The sequence below is a fragment of the Bacillus sp. z60-11 genome (assembly GCF_046464135.1).
Taxonomy (GTDB): domain Bacteria; phylum Bacillota; class Bacilli; order Bacillales; family Bacillaceae; genus Bacillus; species Bacillus sonorensis_A.
The window spans coordinates 520359-540391 of sequence record NZ_JBIYSN010000001.1; the positions used below are offsets into that span (position 1 = coordinate 520359).

The 20033-nt window shown below is 44.6% G+C and carries 26 protein-coding genes and 1 riboswitch; of the genes, 16 read left to right on the plus strand and 10 right to left on the minus strand.

What is annotated here, in order from left to right:
* The first annotated feature begins 58 nt into the window (after positions 1-58).
* Genes mtnW through ACINLD_RS02765 form a run of 4 tightly spaced genes read left to right on the plus strand, consistent with a single transcriptional unit; the run spans position 59 to position 3117 of the window.
* The gene (gene mtnW / locus ACINLD_RS02750) at positions 59-1276 is read left to right on the plus strand and encodes a 2,3-diketo-5-methylthiopentyl-1-phosphate enolase (protein ID WP_081692830.1); all 1218 of its coding nucleotides are present in this window, start codon (positions 59-61) and stop codon (positions 1274-1276) included.
* A complete protein-coding gene (gene mtnX / locus ACINLD_RS02755; RefSeq protein ID WP_277692709.1) occupies positions 1273-1974 on the plus strand; it encodes a 2-hydroxy-3-keto-5-methylthiopentenyl-1-phosphate phosphatase in 702 nt (233 codons plus the stop codon). The genes mtnW and mtnX overlap by 4 nt, the downstream gene beginning before the upstream one ends.
* Entirely contained in the window at positions 1932-2558 is a 627-nt protein-coding gene (locus ACINLD_RS02760) for a methylthioribulose 1-phosphate dehydratase (protein WP_026586711.1), read from the plus strand. Before mtnX ends, ACINLD_RS02760 begins: the two co-directional genes overlap by 43 nt.
* A gap of 19 nt (positions 2559-2577) precedes the next feature.
* Positions 2578-3117, plus strand: a complete 540-nt coding sequence (locus ACINLD_RS02765) for a 1,2-dihydroxy-3-keto-5-methylthiopentene dioxygenase (RefSeq protein ID WP_026586712.1) — start codon at positions 2578-2580, stop codon at positions 3115-3117.
* A gap of 26 nt (positions 3118-3143) precedes the next feature.
* On the opposite strand, the gene fosB is transcribed toward ACINLD_RS02765, so the two are convergent.
* Together fosB and ACINLD_RS02775 are read right to left on the minus strand one after the other, a co-directional pair.
* Entirely contained in the window at positions 3144-3596 is a 453-nt protein-coding gene (fosB, locus tag ACINLD_RS02770) for a metallothiol transferase FosB (RefSeq protein WP_026586713.1), read from the minus strand.
* Positions 3593-3901, minus strand: a complete 309-nt coding sequence (locus ACINLD_RS02775; protein ID WP_236251225.1) for a YkvA family protein — start codon at positions 3899-3901, stop codon at positions 3593-3595. The genes fosB and ACINLD_RS02775 overlap by 4 nt, the downstream gene beginning before the upstream one ends.
* A 203-nt stretch (positions 3902-4104) precedes the next feature.
* Here ACINLD_RS02775 and ACINLD_RS02780 point away from each other — a divergent pair, with 203 nt between their 5' ends.
* Positions 4105-4350, plus strand: coding sequence for an aspartyl-phosphate phosphatase Spo0E family protein (locus ACINLD_RS02780; protein WP_026586715.1), 246 nt, complete (start codon positions 4105-4107; stop codon positions 4348-4350).
* 60 nt (positions 4351-4410) lie between these two features.
* Here ACINLD_RS02780 and ACINLD_RS02785 read toward each other — a convergent pair whose 3' ends face one another.
* Complete coding sequence (locus ACINLD_RS02785) at positions 4411-5922, minus strand: PAS domain-containing sensor histidine kinase (protein WP_077736949.1); 1512 nt, start codon at positions 5920-5922, stop codon at positions 4411-4413.
* 235 nt (positions 5923-6157) lie between these two features.
* Between ACINLD_RS02785 and ACINLD_RS02790 the strand changes: the two genes are divergently transcribed.
* Positions 6158-6613: a MarR family winged helix-turn-helix transcriptional regulator gene (locus ACINLD_RS02790; RefSeq protein WP_026586716.1), complete on the plus strand. Its 456-nt coding sequence runs from the start codon at positions 6158-6160 to the stop codon at positions 6611-6613.
* A gap of 24 nt (positions 6614-6637) precedes the next feature.
* Here the strand turns inward: ACINLD_RS02790 and motB are convergent, their stop codons facing one another.
* The 3 genes from motB to ACINLD_RS02805 form a co-directional block, all read right to left on the minus strand.
* Positions 6638-7414 carry a flagellar motor protein MotB gene (gene motB, locus ACINLD_RS02795; protein ID WP_026586717.1) on the minus strand — a complete coding sequence of 259 codons (777 nt, stop codon included), beginning with the start codon at positions 7412-7414 and terminating at the stop codon, positions 6638-6640.
* Entirely contained in the window at positions 7407-8210 is an 804-nt protein-coding gene (motA, locus tag ACINLD_RS02800) for a flagellar motor stator protein MotA (protein WP_026586718.1), read from the minus strand. Before motA ends, motB begins: the two co-directional genes overlap by 8 nt.
* A gap of 196 nt (positions 8211-8406) precedes the next feature.
* Complete coding sequence (locus ACINLD_RS02805; protein ID WP_409444733.1) at positions 8407-10497, minus strand: AAA family ATPase; 2091 nt, start codon at positions 10495-10497, stop codon at positions 8407-8409.
* A gap of 222 nt (positions 10498-10719) precedes the next feature.
* Between ACINLD_RS02805 and ACINLD_RS02810 the strand changes: the two genes are divergently transcribed.
* The 10 genes from ACINLD_RS02810 (at position 10720) to ACINLD_RS02855 (ending at position 17604) form a co-directional block, all read left to right on the plus strand.
* The gene (locus tag ACINLD_RS02810) at positions 10720-11754 is read left to right on the plus strand and encodes a hypothetical protein (protein WP_077736947.1); all 1035 of its coding nucleotides are present in this window, start codon (positions 10720-10722) and stop codon (positions 11752-11754) included.
* A gap of 83 nt (positions 11755-11837) precedes the next feature.
* A riboswitch (PreQ1 riboswitch) is annotated at positions 11838-11882 on the plus strand.
* A gap of 137 nt (positions 11883-12019) precedes the next feature.
* Positions 12020-12679 (plus strand): 7-cyano-7-deazaguanine synthase QueC, encoded by a 660-nt coding sequence (gene queC, locus ACINLD_RS02815; RefSeq protein WP_026586721.1) that lies wholly within the window; start codon positions 12020-12022, stop codon positions 12677-12679.
* Position 12680: 1 nt separating this feature from the next.
* Complete coding sequence (gene queD / locus ACINLD_RS02820; RefSeq protein WP_026586722.1) at positions 12681-13121, plus strand: 6-carboxytetrahydropterin synthase QueD; 441 nt, start codon at positions 12681-12683, stop codon at positions 13119-13121.
* The gene (gene queE / locus ACINLD_RS02825) at positions 13114-13845 is read left to right on the plus strand and encodes a 7-carboxy-7-deazaguanine synthase QueE (RefSeq protein WP_026586723.1); all 732 of its coding nucleotides are present in this window, start codon (positions 13114-13116) and stop codon (positions 13843-13845) included. The genes queD and queE overlap by 8 nt, the downstream gene beginning before the upstream one ends.
* A gap of 17 nt (positions 13846-13862) precedes the next feature.
* Positions 13863-14360 carry a preQ(1) synthase gene (queF, locus tag ACINLD_RS02830; protein WP_026586724.1) on the plus strand — a complete coding sequence of 166 codons (498 nt, stop codon included), beginning with the start codon at positions 13863-13865 and terminating at the stop codon, positions 14358-14360.
* Positions 14361-14700: 340 nt separating this feature from the next.
* The gene (locus ACINLD_RS02835) at positions 14701-15150 is read left to right on the plus strand and encodes a group I intron-associated PD-(D/E)XK endonuclease (RefSeq protein WP_077736930.1); all 450 of its coding nucleotides are present in this window, start codon (positions 14701-14703) and stop codon (positions 15148-15150) included.
* An 83-nt stretch (positions 15151-15233) separates the two neighbouring features.
* The gene (locus ACINLD_RS02840) at positions 15234-15422 is read left to right on the plus strand and encodes a hypothetical protein (RefSeq protein ID WP_077736929.1); all 189 of its coding nucleotides are present in this window, start codon (positions 15234-15236) and stop codon (positions 15420-15422) included.
* Positions 15419-15649, plus strand: a complete 231-nt coding sequence (locus ACINLD_RS02845) for a hypothetical protein (RefSeq protein WP_409444732.1) — start codon at positions 15419-15421, stop codon at positions 15647-15649. The genes ACINLD_RS02840 and ACINLD_RS02845 overlap by 4 nt, the downstream gene beginning before the upstream one ends.
* A 323-nt stretch (positions 15650-15972) precedes the next feature.
* Complete coding sequence (locus tag ACINLD_RS02850) at positions 15973-16323, plus strand: hypothetical protein (RefSeq protein WP_277692711.1); 351 nt, start codon at positions 15973-15975, stop codon at positions 16321-16323.
* Positions 16324-16482: 159 nt separating this feature from the next.
* Positions 16483-17604 carry a Rap family tetratricopeptide repeat protein gene (locus tag ACINLD_RS02855; RefSeq protein WP_026586726.1) on the plus strand — a complete coding sequence of 374 codons (1122 nt, stop codon included), beginning with the start codon at positions 16483-16485 and terminating at the stop codon, positions 17602-17604.
* Positions 17605-17714: 110 nt separating this feature from the next.
* Here ACINLD_RS02855 and ACINLD_RS02860 read toward each other — a convergent pair whose 3' ends face one another.
* The 4 genes from ACINLD_RS02860 to ACINLD_RS02875 form a co-directional block, all read right to left on the minus strand.
* Entirely contained in the window at positions 17715-17921 is a 207-nt protein-coding gene (locus tag ACINLD_RS02860) for a hypothetical protein (protein ID WP_077736927.1), read from the minus strand.
* 16 nt (positions 17922-17937) lie between these two features.
* Positions 17938-18108 (minus strand): XRE family transcriptional regulator, encoded by a 171-nt coding sequence (locus ACINLD_RS02865; RefSeq protein ID WP_236251226.1) that lies wholly within the window; start codon positions 18106-18108, stop codon positions 17938-17940.
* Positions 18109-18468: 360 nt separating this feature from the next.
* Positions 18469-18960 carry a DinB family protein gene (locus tag ACINLD_RS02870; RefSeq protein ID WP_409444731.1) on the minus strand — a complete coding sequence of 164 codons (492 nt, stop codon included), beginning with the start codon at positions 18958-18960 and terminating at the stop codon, positions 18469-18471.
* Between the two features lie 221 nt (positions 18961-19181).
* Positions 19182-19973, minus strand: a complete 792-nt coding sequence (locus tag ACINLD_RS02875; RefSeq protein ID WP_277692905.1) for a DUF817 domain-containing protein — start codon at positions 19971-19973, stop codon at positions 19182-19184.
* Positions 19974-20033: the final 60 nt, after the last annotated feature.

Consider the following 20033-nt stretch of genomic DNA (forward strand, 5'->3'; position numbering starts at 1 on the left):
CACAGCCGCAAAAAGAGGTTTTTTTGTATGCATGGGAAACAGGAAGGAGCTAAAGAGCATGAGTGAACTTTTGGCAACATATGTCCTGACAGATCCCGGAGGCGATCCAAAAATACGGGCGGAGCAAATTGCGCTCGGCCTGACGGTGGGATCCTGGACGGATTTGCCGCAGCTGAAACAGGAACAATTAAAAAAGCACAAAGGACGCGTCGTCCGCGTTGAAGAAACGGAAGGCGCCCGCGGGGAGAAACAGGCGGTGGTCACGATCGCCTATCCGGAAGCCAATTTTACGAGGGATATTCCGGCTGTCTTGACGACCGTTTTTGGCAAGCTGTCGCTTGACGGGAAAATCAAATTGACGGATCTTTCGTTTTCAAACGACTTTAAGCAATCGCTGCCGGGACCGAAATTCGGGATCTACGGCATCCGCAAAAAGATCGGCGAATTTGAAAGGCCGCTTCTGATGAGCATTTTCAAAGGCGTCATCGGCCGCGATATGGAAGATTTGAAGGAGCAGCTGAGGCAGCAGGCGCTCGGCGGTGTCGATTTGATCAAGGATGATGAGATTTTGTTTGAAACCGGGAACGCTCCTTTTGAAAAGCGGATCACCGAAGGGAAAAAAGTGCTGCAAAGCACCTATGAAGAAACCGGACACAAAACGCTTTACGCCGTCAATCTGACAGGAAGGACGATGGAGCTGAAAGACAAAGCGAAAAAGGCCGCTGAGCTTGGGGCCGACGTTTTGCTGTTCAATGTGTTTGCCTATGGGCTGGACGTCCTCCAAAGCCTGGCCGAAGACGACGAAATTCCGCTTGCGATCATGGCTCATCCGGCCGTCAGCGGCGCATTGGCTTCTTCGCCGTATTACGGTTTTTCCCATTCGCTTTTGCTGGGAAAGCTGACCCGTTATCTGGGGGCGGATTTCAGCCTGTTTCCTTCCCCGTACGGAAGCGTCGCGCTCGAAAAGCGGGAAGCGCTCGCCATTCATGATGAATGCACGAAAGAGGATGTTTTTCAGCCGTCATTTGCCGTGCCGTCGGCCGGCATACACCCAGGCATGGTTCCGCTTTTGATGAAAGACTTCGGTATTGACCACATCATCAATGCGGGCGGCGGAATTCACGGCCATCCAAACGGAGCAACAGGCGGGGGCAGGGCGTTTAGAGCGATCATAGAAGCCGTTCTTCAAGGCGAACCTGTCGAAGAAAAAGCAAAACGGTCCCGCGATTTAAAGCTCGCTTTGGATAAATGGGGGAAAGTGGAGATTCCCGTATGAGAAAGCCGCTGATCATCTGCGATTTTGACGGGACGATTACAACGAACGACAACATCATCAGCATCATGAAACAATTCGCTCCAAACGAATGGATTGCCTTAAAAGACGGTGTTCTCTCCAAGGAAATATCGATCCAAGAGGGAGTCGGCGGCATGTTTGCCCTTCTGGAGAGCAGCCTCAGGGAAGAGATGACGGCATTTGTACTCGAGCAAGCGGAGATCCGCGCCGGTTTTAAGGAGTTTGTTGCATTCCTTGATGAGTGCGGGATTCCCTTTTACGTCGTCAGCGGAGGCATGGATTTCTTCGTCTATCCTTTGCTTGAAGGGATCGTGGAAAGGGAGCGCATCTATTGCAACAAGGCGGATTTTACTGGCGAGAGCATCGCGATTGATTGGCCGCATCTGTGTGATGATAAGTGCGAAAACGAATGCGGCTGCTGCAAGCCTTCCATCATTCGAAGGCTGAAAGGGGAAGATGACTTTCTCGTGATGATCGGGGATTCCGTCACGGATGTTGAGGCTGCAAAGCGTTCTGATTTGTGCATGGCCCGTGATTATTTGCTGAAGGAATGTGAGGCTCTGCATTTGAACCATATCGCGTTTCAGGATTTTCACGATGTGAAGCGCGCCCTAGAAGAAACCCGGGAGGTGAAGGAATGGCTGTTAGAGAACAGCGCAGGCAGGAGCTTGCCGAAGTAAAAAGGGAGCTCGCGGCAAGAGACTGGTTTCCGGCGACAAGCGGCAACCTTTCAATCAAAGTAGCGGAGGCTCCGCTTCGCTTTTTGGTGACGGCCAGCGGAAAAGACAAACGAAAAGAGACGGACGAGGATTTTTTGCTGGTGGATCAAGAAGGCAATCCTGCAGAAAGCGGCCACTCCCTGAAGCCGTCGGCGGAAACGCTGCTCCATGCGTATGTCTATCAAAAAACAAACGCAGGCAGCTGTCTTCATGTTCATACCGTCGACAATAACGTGATTTCAGAACTTTATGCAAAAGAGCAGCAAATCACTTTTAAAGGGCAGGAAATCATTAAAGCGCTCGGGATATGGGAGGAAAACGCCGCAGTCACCATTCCGATTATCGAAAATACCGCCCATATTCCGGACTTGGCGGCTGATTTTGCCGCTCACCTGACAGGCGATTCCGGCGCCGTCTTGATCAGGAACCACGGCATTACCGTCTGGGGGAAAACGGCATTTGAAGCAAAGCGGTTTCTTGAAGCTTATGAATTTTTGTTCAGCTGGCATTTAAAATTAAAAGCTTTCAGACATGCGTATGTTTGAAAAAGGAGGAGAAACGCACATGGCAACAATCCGTATCCATGATGAGCAAAACACGGTGATCGAAAACAGTGAAGAGGTGAAAAAGTACCTCGATCAGCAGGGTGTGATTTACGAACAATGGGATATCACGAAACTGTCTGCAGGTTTAAGGGAAAAATACGATTTAACAGACGCGGAAAAACAGGAGATTTTAAATAGTTTTCAAAGTGAGATCAAAGACATTTCCGAGCGGCGCGGCTATAAGGCGCAAGATGTCATCTCGCTCTCTGATGAAAATCCAAAACTGGATGAACTTCTGAAAAACTTTAAACAGGAGCATCACCACACAGATGATGAGGTCAGGTTTATCGTCAGCGGCCACGGCATCTTTGCGATTGAAGGAAAAGACGGCGTATTTTTCGATTGTTTATTGAGCCCCGGCGATTTGATCTCTGTTCCGGAAAACACCCGCCATTACTTCACGCTTCAAGAAGACAGGAAAGTCGTAGCCGTCAGGATATTTGTGACGACCGAGGGCTGGGTGCCGATCTATGAAAGAGAACAGGTTAAACAGTCATAAAAACAGCGCCGCTTAGGGCGCTGTTTTTATTTGTTTTTATCGTATAGCGCTTGAATATGGCCCTCATGAAATGAAAGGTGAGGCTTTTCTGTTTGATAGTATTCGAGTCTGTCGAAGACAGAGCCGGTGTGGAGCTCGAATTTGTGTCCGTCCGGATCGGAAAAATAAATCGAATCTTTATCACCCTGATGGCGTTTTCTCCCTTTTAACACATTCACGCCCAAATCTTTTAATTTCGTCTCCCAATGATCGAGATCTTCCTCTTTGATCGAAAAGGCAATGTGTGTGTATGAGTCGCGGATTTCAGTCCGTTTAATATCCTTTTCCTCGTTCAGAGCGAGCCAGATGCCGTTTAGATCAAAGTACGCGGTTTTCTCGCCTTTGACGAGCCATTTTGCATCAAACACATTTTCATAGAAAGCGATGGACGCCTTTAGGTCGGAGACTGAAAATAACAGATGATTAAGACCATCAATCATTTTGCGCCGCCTCCTTTCTCGTGCAGGGCGTCAAATTCAGCCAGTTCTTTGGCGATTTGTCTGAAAAGAAAGGCAAGAACAGCCGCATCATCAAGCCAGCCAGCCCCTGCGATAATGTCCGGAATCAAATCAATCGGTGACAGCACATAAATGAAAGCCAAAGCGGCCAGAAAAATCGTTCTTTTAGGAAAAAGCGGATATTCTCCTTTTCTCCACGCTTTAAAGGCGCTGAAAAACAGGATCAGACCGGAGCGCGCTTCTTTTACAGCGAAGAAAGCCGTTAGTTTTGAAATAGGTTTTTTCATCAAAAGACCTCCTTTAAAAGGAAAAAACATTTCGGTGTTTACCATATTTCATTCAAGGGAATGATTCAACAAATCTATTATACTTGATTTCAAAATATTTTTTCGGAAAATAGGTTTACAAAATAAGTATAATCTGTAATAATGCTCAAGTACGCAAAATCTGGATGAATCTCGAAACTTTAACGCGGTAAGGGGTGAAGCGTATGCAAAGGTATTTAGAGAAAGAAGCGCTGTTGGCCTCCATCAATGAAAAGCGGCAAATGATGGTCGAAGCTGCTGAAGTCTACGGATATACAGGGGATGAGACAATTAAACAGAGTCAGGAATTAGACCAGTTGATCTATCAATATCAAAAAATGACAATGAATGATCATTATTCATCAGACAAGCCATTGCCCCATGTTTTAGACGGCATCAGCTGTCTGATCCTTGAAAAATATACGGCATGATCCAAGTCCATGAAAAAGAGCTGCCATTAACGGAAGCTCTTTTCGCGAGCGGTAAGCATATCAGCCATTTTGATCTTTTGATGTCGGAAGCGTGATTGTGACGGTTGTTCCTTTATGCCGTTCGCTCTCGATATGTATCGTTCCCCCATACATGGAGATGATTCGCTTGCACACGACAAGGCCGAGCCCTGTGCCTTTATCTTTAGACGTGACAAAAGGCTGGAAAATCTTCTCCATCATTTCTTTCGGAATGCCTTCTCCAACATCTTTCACCACAATTTTCGCAGCCTGTTGATCCTGATCCATTTTGATCAGCAATTTCCCGCCGTTTTTCATTGATTCCAATGCGTTTTTAGCGACATTTAAAACGACCTGCTTAATATGGTCCTTCTTACAAAAAACGAAAGACGGGCCTTCCGCAAGATCTTTGAATTCCACCTCAACATTATACAGGTTGGCTTCAGAATGAATGATCGGCATAATTTCGTCAATCATTTCATTCAAGGTGTTTAACTGCCACTGCTCGGCAGTCGGCTTCCCAAGCACCAGAAACTCACTGACGATCTGATTGATCCGCCGGATTTCCTGATCGATGATCGAGAAATACATTTGATCTTCAGCAGATTGATATTTTTTCTGAAGCAGCTGGATGAACCCGCTGATTCCGGTCAGCGGATTTCTGATTTCATGAGCGGTGCTCGCCGCCAGTGTGCCGATCAATTCAAGCTTTTGCGCTTCATTCTGGGCGCGTTCCTGCTTCGTCCGCCTTTTAAGCAATACATATTGGAGCAGCACGAATAAAATATTGAGCAGTATAAAGATGCTTAAAAAGGACAATAGAAGGCTGTAAACAATTTCGTTTAGCTGGACGGGTTCAGGATAGACTTCAAGCTTCCAGTCGATCTGGTCCAAAAAAGCATCGACAGTACCGCCTTCCGGCTTTTCAGGGGGTGAGTGCCCGGCTGTGAAAAGGACCTGGTTTTTCTGATTCAAAATTTTGATATAAAGCTCGGGGCTTAGCACATTCATAATGTTTTTCAAATAATCGATGCGAATCGAGGCTAATAAAAAGTTTGTCGTCTTCCCTTTGTCATTAAAGACCGGAGTGAAAATATTCAATTCCAGCTTGTCCGTCATGATGCTTGCGTCATCGGTAATCACGGATTTCTTGGAGCTTTTCGCCTTTTGGAGAATGTCCTTGTACGACACCGGCTTCTTTTCTTTTACGGGCATCGTACTGACCATGACATCGCCGTTTTCATTTAATAGATACAATGCTGAAAAGCGCGGCTCTTTTTTGTATGTTTCCGTCAGGATATGTTTGATATGTTTTTCGTCGACAGGATGGTTGAGAGCCGTTGCCAGGGAACTGAGCCTTGCTTCGGTTTCACCGATCAAATAATTGATCTGGTTTCGATGGATATTCAGCATAAGCGTTGCCGTCTGGCGGTGTTTATCAGTAATGTTTTCACGCTCTTGTTCGTATATAAAAAAGCTTATAATAAAGGCCGGAATCAAAACAAGGATTAAATACAGCCTGATTTTCTTCCATATCTTTTTTAAATTGCGCATGTTTTACTCTCTCCCAATCGATACAGGAATAGAGGTATTATATCACTAGTAAGAGCCGATTTATAGAAAAGATAACCAATACATTGAAAATAGGACACAATACCGGGGAATTTCCGAAAATATCTATTTGAGGTTCATTTGCTATCATCATAACATGGTTTGAATGTTAACAGTTGACATTTTCCTCATAGTTTATTAATGTTTTCCTGTAGTTGTTTCTTTGGAGATGAGAGATATGAGCAATAGAGAACAGGAACAGTCATTGAAATTATTCATTGTATTATCACGAGCGTACAGATCAATTAATGATCATATGAATAAACATATTCATAAGCATGGTCTGAATCCGACAGAATTTGCTGTATTAGAGCTTCTCTATCACAAAGGGGATCAGCCCCTGCAGCAAATAGGGGATAAGATTCTTCTGGCGAGCGGGAGCATTACATATGTGGTTGACAAGCTGGAGCAAAAGCAGCTGATCGCAAGAAGAGCCTGTACAACCGATCGAAGGGTCACTTATGCGCAAATCACCGACAAAGGCATCAAGCTCCTTGAGCAGATTTTTCCCGGACATGCCGAAGAACTGCATCAAATGATCAGTGTCCTGAGCGCTGAAGAAAAGGAAGCCTGTATCGACATGCTGAAAAAAGTAGGTCTGAACGCAAAGCACTTTTATCAAAACAAAGAATAAGGAAGCTGCCCAATCGCAGCTTCCTTATTTTTCGTTATTTACATTTTTGACATCGATCGGCAGGATCAGAATTTCAACACGCCTGTTTTTTCTTCTTCCTTCCTCCGTGTCATTTGGAGCGATCGGTTTATATTCTCCGTAGCCTTTAGCGCTGAATATCTTCGGATCGAGCTTTGGATTTTCGATCAAGAGGCTCATGAAGTTGACAGCGCGCATGACGCTTAAATGCCAGTTTGATTTAAATTGAGAATTTTTAATCGGCACGTTATCCGTATGTCCGCTGATGACGATATTGCGCGGCGGATTGAGCACGAGAAGGTCGGACACTTCCTTGGCAAGCTGGACATCCTGCGGGCGAATCTCGGCTTTCCCTGAATCGAAGAAAATATTGTCCTCGATTGAGAGAAGAAGCCCTTCGTCTGTCAGCTTTGTGTTCACCTGTTTTTCAAGGTTTTTCTTTTTGATGAACTGGTTGATATGGTCCTGAATTTTTTTCAGCGACTGCCTGTCCTTTTCTTTTTGGATTTTCGCTATATCTTTCGGCTCATCAGGGCTTTTCCCTTCCTCGGTTGTGCTTGTTTTCGGCTCTGTGAAGCTCGAATAATCCATCATTCCTGTACCGCCTGTAAACACGGCATTGAACGATTTGGACAGCATTTCGAACTTTTTGGCGTCGATCGAGCTCATGGCAAACAGTACGATGAAAAGGGCCAAGAGAAGTGTGAGCAAGTCGGCATAGGGGATGAGCCAGGACTCATCTACATGTTCTTCATGGTCTTTATGCTTCTTTTTTCTAGCCATTATTCGTTTCCCCTTTGTCTCCCTCAGGAATCACGATGCTGGAGCGCTCGCTAGGAGAGACATACATGAGAAGCTTTTGTTCGATGACTTTTGGAGCCTGTCCTTCCAATATGGAAAGAATTCCTTCGATCATCACTTCGCGGACTTTCACTTCCTGTTTGGATTTCCGTTTTAATTTATTGGCAAAAGGATGCCATAACACATAGCCTGTAAAAATCCCGAGAAGGGTGGCGACAAAGGCTGCGCTGATCGCGTGTCCCAGCGCTTCAGTGTTGCTCATGTCCGCAAGCGCGGCTATCAGCCCGACAACGGCTCCCAAAACGCCCAATGTCGGTGCATATGTGCCTGCCTGGGTAAAAATGCCCGCCCCGACCTGATGCCGTTCTTCCATTGCTTCCACTTCCTCGGTCAGAACGTCCCTGATGAAATCAGCGCTCTGTCCGTCTACCGCCATGCTCATGCCGTTTTTCAAAAATTGATCATCGATTTCATTCAGGTTCGCTTCCAATGCGAGAAGGCCTTCGCGTCTGGCGATTTGCGCCCATTCAGAAAACATGGGGATCAGCTCGTTGATTTCGATCGACTTTCTTTCTTTAAACAAGATGCCGAAGAGCTTGGGAACCCTTTTTAATTCGCGCATTGGAAAAGCGATGGTAACCGCGGCGATTGTCCCGACAAGTATGATCAGCCATGCCGCCGGGTTGACCAGAACGGACGGGCTGACACCTTTCATCACCATGCCGACACCTACTCCGATGATAGCTAAAATGATTCCAATTAACGATGTTTTGTCCATTTTTTTCACCAATTCCTTTTAACTAACTTTTCTATCGTTAATATCGGTGCCGGTCGATCGGAACTTTAGAGCGTTTCAGAAATTGTTGAGAAATCAAGCTGAAACGGGACTTTAGGATGAAAAGATGGAAAAATTTTTAATTTAGTGGAGTCTTATGTATTATAAAAAGCGGCTTCCAACATGGAAGCCGCATGTGTTATACGGATTGCACCGCAATATCGCCGTTTTCCGCTGTAACGTGAAAACCGGAAATATTTTCTTCTTCAAGCAGCAGGTCGGTCATTTGATCTTCGACTACTGTCTGAATCGTTCTTCTTAAAGGACGCGCACCAAATGCAGGGTGACATCCGATTTCGGCGATTTTTTCTTTTGCTTCGTCTGAAACCGTAAGTGTCAGCTCCTGATCGCTTAATGTTTCTTCAAGCTCCTTCAGAAGCAGGTCGACGATTTTGACAAGATCTTCTTTTTCAAGAGGCTTGAATTCGACAATACTGTCAAACCTGTTCAGGAATTCAGGTTTGAAGTAGCTGCTTAACGAATCGATCAATGATTGTTCACCCAGCAGCTGTTCTTCTCTGTTGAAACCGACTGTTGTCCGTTTTTCGGAAACGCCGGCATTGCTTGTCATGATGATGACGGTGTCTTTAAAGCTGACCATCCGTCCCTGGCTGTCCGTCAGCCGTCCGTCTTCCATGATCTGCAGGAACATGTGCTGTACATCAGGGTGAGCTTTTTCAATTTCATCGAGCAGGACGATGCTGTACGGGTTTCTCCGGACTTTTTCTGTCAACTGTCCGGCTTCATCATGACCGACATATCCCGGAGGAGAACCGATGAGCTTGGATACGGCGTGTTTTTCCATATATTCGCTCATGTCGAGGCGGATGATGGAATCTTTCGTGCCGAACAGCTCTTCGGCAAGCCTTTTGGAAAGCTCTGTTTTACCTACTCCTGTCGGACCGACAAACAGGAAGGAACCGACAGGCCTGTTTTTTGATTTTAGACCGGCTCTGCTTCTTCGCACGGCTTTTGCCACTTTTTTCACAGCCTCTTCCTGTCCGATAACACGGCTTGCGAGATTGGCTTCAAGCTCTTTCATTTTTTTCTGGTCGTCATGCTGCAGTTTGCCGACCGGAATGCCTGTTTTTTGTTCGATGATCGCCTGGATGTCTTCGGCTCCGACGATGGCCTGTTTTGCTGCTGTTTTTTCTTCCAGCTTAGCGTGCAATGCTTCTTCTTCATCGCGGAGCTTTGCCGCCAGCTCATAGTGTTCATCCTGAAGCGCCTTTTGTTTTTCCGCTTCGATTTCTTTCAGGCGTTTTTCCGCTTCTTCACCGCTGACCGTATCGATTGTAAGGTTTGCCTTTGAACCGGCTTCATCGAGCAGGTCGATCGCCTTGTCGGGAAGGTGGCGGTCCTGAATGTAGCGGCTGGACAGAACGACACATGCTTTAATGGCTTCATCTGTATAGGAAACGCCGTGGTATGCTTCATATTTCTCCTTCAGGCCGTTCAAAATGGCTGTCGCCTGTTCAATGGTCGGCTCATGCACCATGATCGGCTGGAAGCGTCGTTCCAGAGCGGCATCCTTCTCAATTTGACGATACTCTTTCAGAGTCGTCGCACCGATGATTTGCAGTTCGCCTCTGGCAAGCGCAGGTTTCAGAATGTTGCCCGCGTCCATAGATCCTTCCGCAGAGCCAGCGCCGACTAAGAGATGGATTTCGTCAATGAAAAGAACGGCGTTTTTTCGTTCTTTCAGCTCTTTCATCAGCTGCTTCATTCTTTCTTCAAATTGTCCCCTGATTCCCGTGTTCGCCACAAGGGAGGCGACATCAAGCAGATAGAGCTCTTTGTTTTTCAGCTTGTTTGGCACATTGCCTTCAGCGATTTTTAAGGCAAGTCCTTCTGCAACGGCTGTTTTACCGACGCCTGGTTCACCGATTAACACCGGATTGTTTTTGTTTCTCCGGTTTAAAATTTCGATCACTCGGGCCACTTCATCTTCGCGGCCGATCACAGGGTCAACCAGCCCAGTTCGGGCGGCATTCGTTACATTGACCGCCAGTTCATCGAGCAGCCCTTTTGTGCGAGCGGTTTGCTGCTGTTGTTGTGCAGGCTGACTGAAGAAAGACCCTCCTCCAAAAAAGTGGTTTCCGGAATACATGGAAGGCTGAGTCAGCTCTTTATAGCAGTTTTCACATAAATCCATTTGTTTTTTTGTATGGTTTATTTGCATGTTTAGGCGAATCGTCGCTTCATTTGTTTGACAATGTTGACAACGCATTTGCCAAAACCCCTTTCAATATAATTTGACCTTTTTTGACCAATGGTGTTTGAAAAAATGGTCGCTTCATTTGACCATCTTTGACTATAGTATACCTTGACCATCTTTGACTTTCAAGTATCATGCTTTTTCCTTTTTGTTCCTGCGTCGTGAAGTTGTCCTTCTTTTTAAGGGACGTGCCTCATATGATGAAGCAAGGGAATTCGTTTACGGGGGAGAGTTATGAGCCAATCACAAGGATCAGCTTTTCAGCTGGCATTTGTATACGTCGGAACTGTCGTCGGAGCCGGATTCGCGACGGGAAGAGAGATCGTTGAATTTTTTTTAAGGTTCGGCTGGACAGGTTTGGCCGGGATTTTGATCAGCGGGCTGATGTTTACTTTTCTCGGCGCGAAAATCATGCTGATCTCCATCAGAATTAAAGCGAAATCTTATCAGGAGCTGAACAAATATTTGTTCGGCGAAACGCTCGGAAAATTCGTCAACGCCTTCATGCTGATGGTACTGCTTGGCGTGACGTCCGTGATGCTGTCGGGAGCGGGAGCGCTTTTCAAAGAACAGCTCGGACTTTCCAATCAGGCGGGGATGCTCGTGACGATCGCCTTAAGCCTGTTCGTGATGATGACGGGTGTAAAGGGGATTTTCGGCGTCAATATCGTCGTCGTTCCTTTATTGCTGCTGTTTTCATTGATCGTTCTGTTTGATTCGTTTATCTTCGGCGGGCCAAGCGTCAATACTTTGCCGTCGACGTCGGGTCATACGGAGTGGATCTTGTCGGCCGTGTCATATGGCGCTTTCAATTTGTCGCTCGCACAGGCTGTTCTTGTGCCGATCGCCTCTGAATTAAAATCGGAAGAGCTGATTAAAAAAGGGGCGTTTATCGGAGGGACGCTGCTCACACTTGTCTTAATCGCCAGCTTTTTATCACTTTCAACATTGCCTGATGTTCTTTTATATGAGATTCCGATGGCGCAGGTCGTCTATATTGTCCAGCATTCTGTCCATATCATCTACCTGTTTATCATTTTCGGCGAAGTGTTCACATCGGTCATCGGCAATCTATACGGTCTGGAAAAGCAGATCAATGAATATCTTCATATAAAAAGTGTTTACATCTTCATATTCATTCTCTTGACGATTTACTTAACCGGGCAGATCGGCTACGGAAAATTGATTTCCACCATTTATCCGCTCTTCGGCCAGCTCAGCCTTGTCTTTATTTTCTTTCTGATCGTCAAAAAAGTGCCAAAACGCTAAACGTCAATGTCCGGGGCTTGGCGAGCGCCCGGATTTGTGATAAGATGGCGAAGGAAAATTGAACAAAATCCGCTCTTGAAACCGCGGGAGAGGTTCTAGCGAAACCCTCTATAAAAAACTAAGGAAAGCTGTATCCTTGGGGTATGGCCTTTTTTATTGTTTTTTTGCTAGAACACCTTTCCTACAAAAGAAAGGTGTTTTTTCGTTGGCTTAAGATCGAATCTCTTCTTTTGAATACATTGGCGAAAGCGGAGAAGGAGGAACCATGAAAAAGGAAAAAGCGATCGTTGTCTTCAGCGGCGGTCAGGACAGCACCACATGCCTTTTATGGGCGTTGCAACAATTTGAAGAGGTGGAAACGGTCACCTTTCATTATAACCAGCGGCACAAGCAGGAAATCGAAGTGGCGAAAAGCATTTCTGAAAAGCTGGGTGTCAAACATCATCTGTTGGATATGGCGCTTTTGAATCAGCTGGCGCCAAATGCTTTAACAAGGGATGACATCGACATTGAAGCAAAAGAAGGCGAGCTTCCGTCCACATTTGTTCCCGGACGCAACCTCGTGTTTTTATCGTTTGCTTCCATCCTTGCCTACCAAGTCGGCGCCCGCCACATCGTGACCGGTGTATGCGAAACGGATTTCAGCGGCTATCCCGATTGTCGTGACGCGTTCATTAAATCATGCAATGTCACTGTCAACCTGGCGATGGAGCGCCCGTTTGTCATCCACACGCCGCTCATGTGGCTGAATAAAGCGGAAACATGGGAGCTGGCAGATGAGCTGGATGCCCTTGACTTCGTCAAACATGAGACGCTGACTTGCTACAACGGAATCATCGCCGACGGCTGCGGCGAATGTCCGGCTTGCAAACTGCGCGCGAACGGCTACAACGAATACATGAAAATGAAAAGGGAGAGAGCTTAACATGCTGACGCAAATCTACCCGCAAGCAAACCACCCGTACGCATTTGAACTCAATAAAGATATGCAAATGTCGGCCGCTCATTTCATTCCGAGGGATGATGCGGGCGCATGCAGCAGGGTCCACGGCCATACGTATACGATCAACATCACGATTGCCGGAGATGTCTTAAATGAATCCGGTTTTCTCGTCAATTTCAGCACGATTAAAAAACTGATCCATGGGGAATATGATCATACGCTTTTAAATGATCACAACGAATTTTCCGGTGACAGCCCTGAACAAATTCCGTCGACTGAAGTTGTCGCAAAAACGATTTATGAAAAAGTCGAGGCTTATTTACGGGAGCTTGAAAACCGCCCGCATTGTGTTCAGGTGTTTGTCAGGGAAACCCCGACAAGCTATGTCGTCTACCGTCCAACATCAGGTGGTCAACATGGCTAAGCCGATTCCGGTATTGGAAATTTTCGGTCCGACTGTTCAGGGGGAAGGCATGGTCATCGGCCAAAAAACGATGTTTGTGAGAACCGCCGGCTGTGATTATTCATGCAGCTGGTGTGACTCGGCCTTCACATGGGACGGTTCGGCCAAAAAAGATATTCAATGGATGACGGCGGAAGACGTATACGAAAAGCTGAAAGAAATCGGCGGAAACGCCTTTTCGCATGTGACGATTTCGGGCGGAAACCCGGCGCTTTTAAAACAGCTGGATGCCCTGATCTCCCTTTTGAAAGAACACGATATCCGGACGGCGCTTGAAACCCAAGGCACATTTTATCAAGACTGGTTTACGGATATCGATGATTTGACCATCTCACCGAAACCGCCAAGCTCAAACATGAACACCGACTTTAACAAGCTTGACCATATCATCGGCAAACTGAAAGACCACGGCAGATTGGCCGCGGCAAGTCTGAAGGTCGTCATTTTCACGGCGGACGACCTGCAATTTGCCAAAAAAGTCCACCATCGTTATCCAGAGATCCCGTTTTTTCTCCAGGTCGGAAATGATGACGTTCAGACCGAGGATCAGAGCCGGCTTGTTGAAAAACTGCTGCAAAAGTATGAAGAGCTGGTAGAAGCGGTCACGCGAGACCCTGAACTAAACCGCGTCCGCGTCCTTCCGCAGCTTCACACCCTCATCTGGGGAAATAAACGCGGCGTGTAAAGAAAGGAAGATGAAACATGACGACAAGAAAAGAATCAGAACTGGAAGGCGTAACCCTTCTCGGCAATCAAGGGACCAATTATTTGTTCGACTACTCTCCGGAAGTGCTCGAGTCATTTCCAAATAAACACGAAAACAGAGACTACTTCGTCAAATTCAATTGTCCCGAATTCACATCCCTGTGTCCGAAAACAGGGCAACCCGATTTTGCGACCATTTACATCAGCTATATTCCGGATAAAAAAATGGTAGAAAGCAAGTCTTTGAAACTATATCTCTTCAGCTTCCGCAACCACGGCGATTTTCACGAAGACTGCATGAACATCATCATGAACGATTTAATTGAACTGATGGACCCACGCTACATCGAAGTCTGGGGCAAATTCACCCCGAGGGGCGGAATCTCCATCGACCCGTATACAAACTATGGCAAACCGGGCACGAAGTATGAGAAAATGGCTGAGTACCGGATGATGAATCATGATTTGTATCCGGAGACGATTGATAATCGGTGATTTAAGTGTGGCGGAGTGTGACCCGTGAAAATAGCGAAGTGTGACGTTGTGTGATCGGAGTGTGATGCCGGTGTGACGTCACTGTGACGTTTTTTATCTATAAATATAAGCGAAATTTAATGCTAGTGTGACGTAGACGTACGATTGAGTGCGTCTATTTTTTTGTCTAAAACGTGTGCCAATCCGAAAGTGACTTCGCAACTATTTATGACAGCGAAATTTTAAAAACGGTGTCCATTTCGGAAAGTTGTTGCGCAGTTATAAGTGAAGGCGAAAAAATTTCGAACTTATTGTGCGGTTTTAAAAAGTCGCGGGTATTATCTCATGAGGAGGTGGTCGGATGGGTGCCGTTAGTAAACGTAATTTTTGCGGATATGCAGCGGAGAGTATTGTTCGCGCAGACCTAGCGAGGAAGGAAATCGTTAGCCTTAATCCGGACATACCGTGGGTCCATTACGATATCGTTACGGATGTGGGCGGAGTATTTACGAAGATTCAGGTCAAAACGAATATGGAGCACGACGGCTACCGAATGAAAATAGATAATCGAAAATCAAACGGTGCGAGTCGGCCTTATACGAAAGCTGATTACGACATACTTGCGATAGTGGATTTAGAGAATCGACGGGTTGCGTATCTGCCTTACGATGTGTGGCAAGGGAAATCGCAAAATTCGATCATGCTCCGAGAGGTGGTCGATATGAACGGATGCGGCGGAAGCAAACAGCCATTATACTTTTCGGATTACACGGATTTTCCGGAAGTTATAACGAAAGATATTGCGGGGTGATAAACGCATGACAAACGAAAAACGACCGATTGATTTCCAAGATCACAGGTTCGTCTGTGGAACTAATTCAGGAGGTGACTGTTATGTACGAAGGTAGAAACGAATCTGAAGACGAGATTTTGTTCGTACATCTTACTAGATTTTTATCTGAAGCACACAATATGGGTGGCGATCAGGGAACCGGGAAGAAGAATGCGGTTAAACTAATTGAACTTCTCGAATCGAAAGGGTACGTCATCGCGAAGGTGTTCGATAAGGGAGCTTTGTCTTGAACGAAGAGCGAGGCGTTTTGGATTTACGCGAGCACAAATTCGCACAAGTAGCGAGCAGCGTACTATCTGACGTCAAGATTCTCGACAAGAGTGCGCAAAAGCTCGTTTATACGATGTTGTCGATGCACGCGGACAATCACAGCAAGCAGTCGTTTCCTTCAATCAAGACGTTGGCGTCCGAATTTTCTGTTCGGAGAATACGGTCCGGGAGGCTTTACGGAAGTTAAAGGAAGTCGGCTTGATCGATATTCGCGAAAGAAGGAGTAAAGAGAGCGGACAATTTCGAACCTGTACGTGCTGCTTCCGATACCGAAAGCATTCGAAAATGAAGCCGGGGGTTCATGAGGTGAACCCGTCCCTTGCTCAAACGACAGACGAACTATACTCATTTACTATACGCATTATCTATACTCAATTAAATAATAGCGCTCATATACATTCGCGCGGATATTTTTTAATAAAAGATTTATCGCGATTAATAACATCTGCAAGAGTGAGCGTATGCGAACGATTGCTAGGTCTTATAAATAAACGGAAGGAGAGCGATAACGTGGCTTTTTACGAATATACGCAGAACAATAGTGGAGGCTCATTCGTTGTGAACGAAAAGGTGTGTCATCGGCTTTTTTTGTTTTTGGATCAATCATTCAAATTCTCATTAACGGGAGGAAAAAGCGATCAATTTATAGTACCGTCATCCATCGAAAAAAGATACCTTTTCATTGCCTCCTACTATAAACGATTTTCCCATGAAATTAAAGCGTATGAGCCGCCGGAAGTTGATGTGGGTATGTTAAGGTATCGACGGCGGGAAAACTTCTTATTTCGTGTGCTAATCGATAACCTCGATCTTCTTAAATCCTTGCAGTCCATGAAAATGAATCTTATTGATCAGGACTAAAAACATAACCTACTCTATTTGTTTACATATTAGATGTTTTATAGGTGTGTTAACAATATATGGTTGTGAAAAACAGGGTTATTTTGTAGAATTATTACTATTAAGATAAAGAGACGCTTTTAACTTTCTGAAAATTTAATGAAGAAAGGGAGAGGGCTTATGGATGTCATTCCTTATGATCTGGTTGCGACGAAAATGAACTTTTGGTATACGGCTTTGAAAAACAATTGGCCGGGCCAAGCGGAGGATACCAGGAAAGAAGTTAAAAGAGAATTAGAGCAAATGGAACAGAACCAAGACGTAGTTGTCTATTATAACTTATTGTTATTTCGACACAATCTTCAATTTGATTATATGTATTCTGATTCCGGCGGTAATTTAGCTAGACGATTTGGGGAGTTCAAAAAAATTCGTGATCAAAACAACCTTGAGGGAATGTTGGAATATTATTATCAATTCTTCGCAGGAATGTATCATTTCAGACAAAAAGAACTGATACTCGCGTTGAATTTCTATAGGAATGCCGAAAAACAACTTGATTCTTTTGAGTGTGATGAGCTAGAGAAAGCTGAATTTTATTTCAAGGTATCAGAAGTGTATTACCATATGAAACAGACATTTTTTTCGATGAATTATGCGAGCCGCGCTTATAACATTTATAAAAAGTACGATACTTATGGAGAACGCAGAGTTCAATGTCAATTCATTCTTGCTGGAAATCATCGAGATCAAATGCTTCCTGAAAAAGCTTTACCAAGCTTAAACCAAGCATTAACTGAATCAGTAATTTTGGACTCTGTTCATTTAATTGGCTCATCGCATTTGAATCTTGGAATATGTTACAATCAACTTGAAGAACTTGAAAAAGCTTCCGATCATCTCCAAAAAGCCCTTGAAGTGTATAGAGAGGTTAATCATAGTTTTTTACCAAAAGCCTTTTTTAACCTTGCACATGTTAGAGCAAAGCAATCTGAGTTGGTAACAGCCCATGACCTTTATTGTGAAGGAAAAGAATCTGCCGGAAAAATTTGTAATTCATATGACCTTGCAAAGCTCGAAATGTTAAAAGGGCTTTACTTGATTAATGATCTGGATTTAGTTAGGGAATCTTTTAAGTTCTTCAAAGAAAACGGTTTGTATGCAGATGTGGAAGATTACGGAATCATCACTGCGCAAGTTTTGCAAACTGAAGAAAAGATTCGTGATGCATGTGATTTTTACCGTATTGCATGTGACGCAAGAAGACAAATTCAAAGGAGTGGTTATGTAAATGAAAGCTAAATTTTTGATTTGCGCTGTTTTATTATTGGGGACAGTAAGTGTGGTTAGTTCCACATATGTTCAAACAGATAACACTTCTTTTAAAGTCGCAGAAAGGTTCGCATCTTAATTTAGAAATATCGCGATTCCGTTTTGCTAAGAAAAAATAGCACTAAAAGCCCAACTATAATGAGAAGGGCTTTTTTATTTGAGATTAATTGTTCAGCATTATCTTCTACGCGTTCAACTGTACGACCTCTTGGATCGGGCAATCCAAGTATTCGCCATATTTGCGCGATCACCTTCAAGGCAACAAACTCTCCGCCAGTCATCTCCACTTTTATTTTCCCTCTTCTATTTCCTCGACATGAAATAATTCTTCGATTGGCACATTTTACCCCTTGCTAATAATGAATAGTGTCGTGATTTCATGTCTGTATTCGTTTTCAATCTGCTTTTCGTGGCCTCGGTAGTACCAACTAACTCAGCCAATTCCTTCTGGCTTTGGATTCCTTTCTCTTTCATAACTTCATTCAACCTAGATCTAACTATATCTATATCCGACTTGTAAAGAATGATGTCGTCTATTGTGAATGACTTCGCTTCCGAGAAATCATGTAATACATTTAAGATTTCAAGTTCGATGCAGGCGGAATTGGTCGGAAAATTGGACGAGTGATCGATAGAGAGTGACAGCAGTGTGACCTATTAACGGATAACCGATAAGGAGATTGCTAAGTTTGTGACCTAGACGTGCGTAATTGCACGTCTTTTTTTTAAGGCCGGCCAGCAATTCCTTTCGTTTATACAGCGGCTTAGACGTAACCGGAAAGCCGTCTGCCCGTTAGTTTAATAACTCATGATCTCTTATTTATGTACAGCAAATTACTTTTCAGGCAGCCCTAAAATGTCTGTATTATTAGGAGTATAGCCAAGCAACCGCAACATGGCTACAATTTGCCCCTTATGATGAAATTCATGCGTGATAGAGTGGATTAGTAATTGCTGCGGCGTTTTTCTTACAACCCCGCTGCCTGCTTTCCAAGAAGGCTCTTTTTCGATCATTTCATCAAATTTATCAGTGAATTGTTCAAATACAGTGTCTACATATATATTCGCCTGTTGAAAATAACGTTGAATATCCTCTATCTGCATATCATTGATTGCTTCCTTTGTTAATAGTGGTGTAGCTGTTTTTGAAAGCACAAAGGAACCCAGCCAAGCATGATAACAACCCGCCACATGAACTAAAGAATCTCTTATACTTTGAAAACCAAATCCCAACTCTTTTGTGAAATCATTTTCCTTCAATTCTTTACACTGGTCTAGTAAAATCTGTCTCGTTTGTTTGACCCACTCATATTCGTGTTTTTCCATCACTATCCCACCCCGCAGAAATAATAAATACCAGAATATTCTTCTAATTATACACAAATGGGTACCATCATAAAACACCTGATTTAATCCTGTTTTCGCATTCTATTGTTTCGTATTCGTTCTTAACCTCCGCTATACAAATGCGACACATTAGACCAATCAAGTCAACGCCATTTATGAAACGGAGTAGGCCGATTTTTTTGAAATAAGGTTATTAACAGTTATAAGATTGGACTAGTATCTATCTTGGTGGAGTTTTTCCCCTTCACCTGTTTTAACGTCGCAACGATAAGAAAGCTGACAATCACCAATAAGAGCCATGAACTCACCTTTCCTAGATGAACGAGACTCCATGCTTCGGTTTGGTTTGGATATTCCCAAGCCCCAAAAAACGTTGCGATATTTTCGGCTACCCATATGAAAAATCCGATGAGCACAAAGGAAAGGGCGAGCGGCATACGGTAACGAGTTCCATTCACCTCGTATGTGACCCATGACTGCCAAAAGACGATCATGACAAGTCCGGATAACCAAAAGCGGATGTCAATCCAAAAATGGTGGGTGAAAAAATTCAAGTAAATCGCAGCGGCAAGAGGGACAACTGCCAAAAACGGCGGCCACTTAATCAGCTCAACCTTAAGGCGCCTCCAGGCCTGGCAAAGATAACTGGCAACACTTGCGTACATGAAGCCGCTATACAAAGGCACTCCGAAAAATTTGGAGAATCCTTCCTCGGGATAAGACCAGGAGCCCATATGTACCTTGAAAAGTTCAAGATTAAGGCCAATAAGATGGAACAATGTGATCATTTTTAATTCATCCCGTGTTTCAAGACCGGAACGCACCATCTGCCACTGCATGAGAAGGCAGATGATGAGCAGCCAGTCATACCGCGGCAGGAAGGGAAGAGGGATAATTTTGGTCATCGCCAAAGAGGCAAAAATAACGACAGGAAACAAACATGATAGGGCCTGTTCCCAACCAAAAAGAACGAGCTGTTTTAGTGCTCTCATGATTTGTGCCTCCAAAGTTTTTTTCTGAAAAAGGCCTCAGAATAGTTGTCAATAGCCTTA

What these genes read in the sequence shown, in the direction of transcription:
- mtnW (WP_081692830.1), top strand. Translation starts at nt 59, where the DNA reads ATGAGTGAACTTTTGGCAACATATGTCCTGACAGATCCCGGAGGCGAT.
- mtnX (WP_277692709.1), top strand. Translation starts at nt 1,273, where the DNA reads ATGAGAAAGCCGCTGATCATCTGCGATTTTGACGGGACGATTACAACG.
- ACINLD_RS02760 (WP_026586711.1), top strand. Translation starts at nt 1,932, where the DNA reads ATGGCTGTTAGAGAACAGCGCAGGCAGGAGCTTGCCGAAGTAAAAAGG.
- ACINLD_RS02765 (WP_026586712.1), top strand. Translation starts at nt 2,578, where the DNA reads ATGGCAACAATCCGTATCCATGATGAGCAAAACACGGTGATCGAAAAC.
- fosB (WP_026586713.1), bottom strand. Translation starts at nt 3,596, where the DNA reads ATGATTGATGGTCTTAATCATCTGTTATTTTCAGTCTCCGACCTAAAG.
- ACINLD_RS02775 (WP_236251225.1), bottom strand. Translation starts at nt 3,901, where the DNA reads ATGAAAAAACCTATTTCAAAACTAACGGCTTTCTTCGCTGTAAAAGAA.
- ACINLD_RS02780 (WP_026586715.1), top strand. Translation starts at nt 4,105, where the DNA reads ATGCAAAGGTATTTAGAGAAAGAAGCGCTGTTGGCCTCCATCAATGAA.
- ACINLD_RS02785 (WP_077736949.1), bottom strand. Translation starts at nt 5,922, where the DNA reads ATGCGCAATTTAAAAAAGATATGGAAGAAAATCAGGCTGTATTTAATC.
- ACINLD_RS02790 (WP_026586716.1), top strand. Translation starts at nt 6,158, where the DNA reads ATGAGCAATAGAGAACAGGAACAGTCATTGAAATTATTCATTGTATTA.
- motB (WP_026586717.1), bottom strand. Translation starts at nt 7,414, where the DNA reads ATGGCTAGAAAAAAGAAGCATAAAGACCATGAAGAACATGTAGATGAG.
- motA (WP_026586718.1), bottom strand. Translation starts at nt 8,210, where the DNA reads ATGGACAAAACATCGTTAATTGGAATCATTTTAGCTATCATCGGAGTA.
- ACINLD_RS02805 (WP_409444733.1), bottom strand. Translation starts at nt 10,497, where the DNA reads ATGCGTTGTCAACATTGTCAAACAAATGAAGCGACGATTCGCCTAAAC.
- ACINLD_RS02810 (WP_077736947.1), top strand. Translation starts at nt 10,720, where the DNA reads ATGAGCCAATCACAAGGATCAGCTTTTCAGCTGGCATTTGTATACGTC.
- queC (WP_026586721.1), top strand. Translation starts at nt 12,020, where the DNA reads ATGAAAAAGGAAAAAGCGATCGTTGTCTTCAGCGGCGGTCAGGACAGC.
- queD (WP_026586722.1), top strand. Translation starts at nt 12,681, where the DNA reads ATGCTGACGCAAATCTACCCGCAAGCAAACCACCCGTACGCATTTGAA.
- queE (WP_026586723.1), top strand. Translation starts at nt 13,114, where the DNA reads ATGGCTAAGCCGATTCCGGTATTGGAAATTTTCGGTCCGACTGTTCAG.
- queF (WP_026586724.1), top strand. Translation starts at nt 13,863, where the DNA reads ATGACGACAAGAAAAGAATCAGAACTGGAAGGCGTAACCCTTCTCGGC.
- ACINLD_RS02835 (WP_077736930.1), top strand. Translation starts at nt 14,701, where the DNA reads ATGGGTGCCGTTAGTAAACGTAATTTTTGCGGATATGCAGCGGAGAGT.
- ACINLD_RS02840 (WP_077736929.1), top strand. Translation starts at nt 15,234, where the DNA reads ATGTACGAAGGTAGAAACGAATCTGAAGACGAGATTTTGTTCGTACAT.
- ACINLD_RS02855 (WP_026586726.1), top strand. Translation starts at nt 16,483, where the DNA reads ATGGATGTCATTCCTTATGATCTGGTTGCGACGAAAATGAACTTTTGG.
- ACINLD_RS02865 (WP_236251226.1), bottom strand. Translation starts at nt 18,108, where the DNA reads ATGAAAGAGAAAGGAATCCAAAGCCAGAAGGAATTGGCTGAGTTAGTT.
- ACINLD_RS02870 (WP_409444731.1), bottom strand. Translation starts at nt 18,960, where the DNA reads ATGGAAAAACACGAATATGAGTGGGTCAAACAAACGAGACAGATTTTA.
- ACINLD_RS02875 (WP_277692905.1), bottom strand. Translation starts at nt 19,973, where the DNA reads ATGAGAGCACTAAAACAGCTCGTTCTTTTTGGTTGGGAACAGGCCCTA.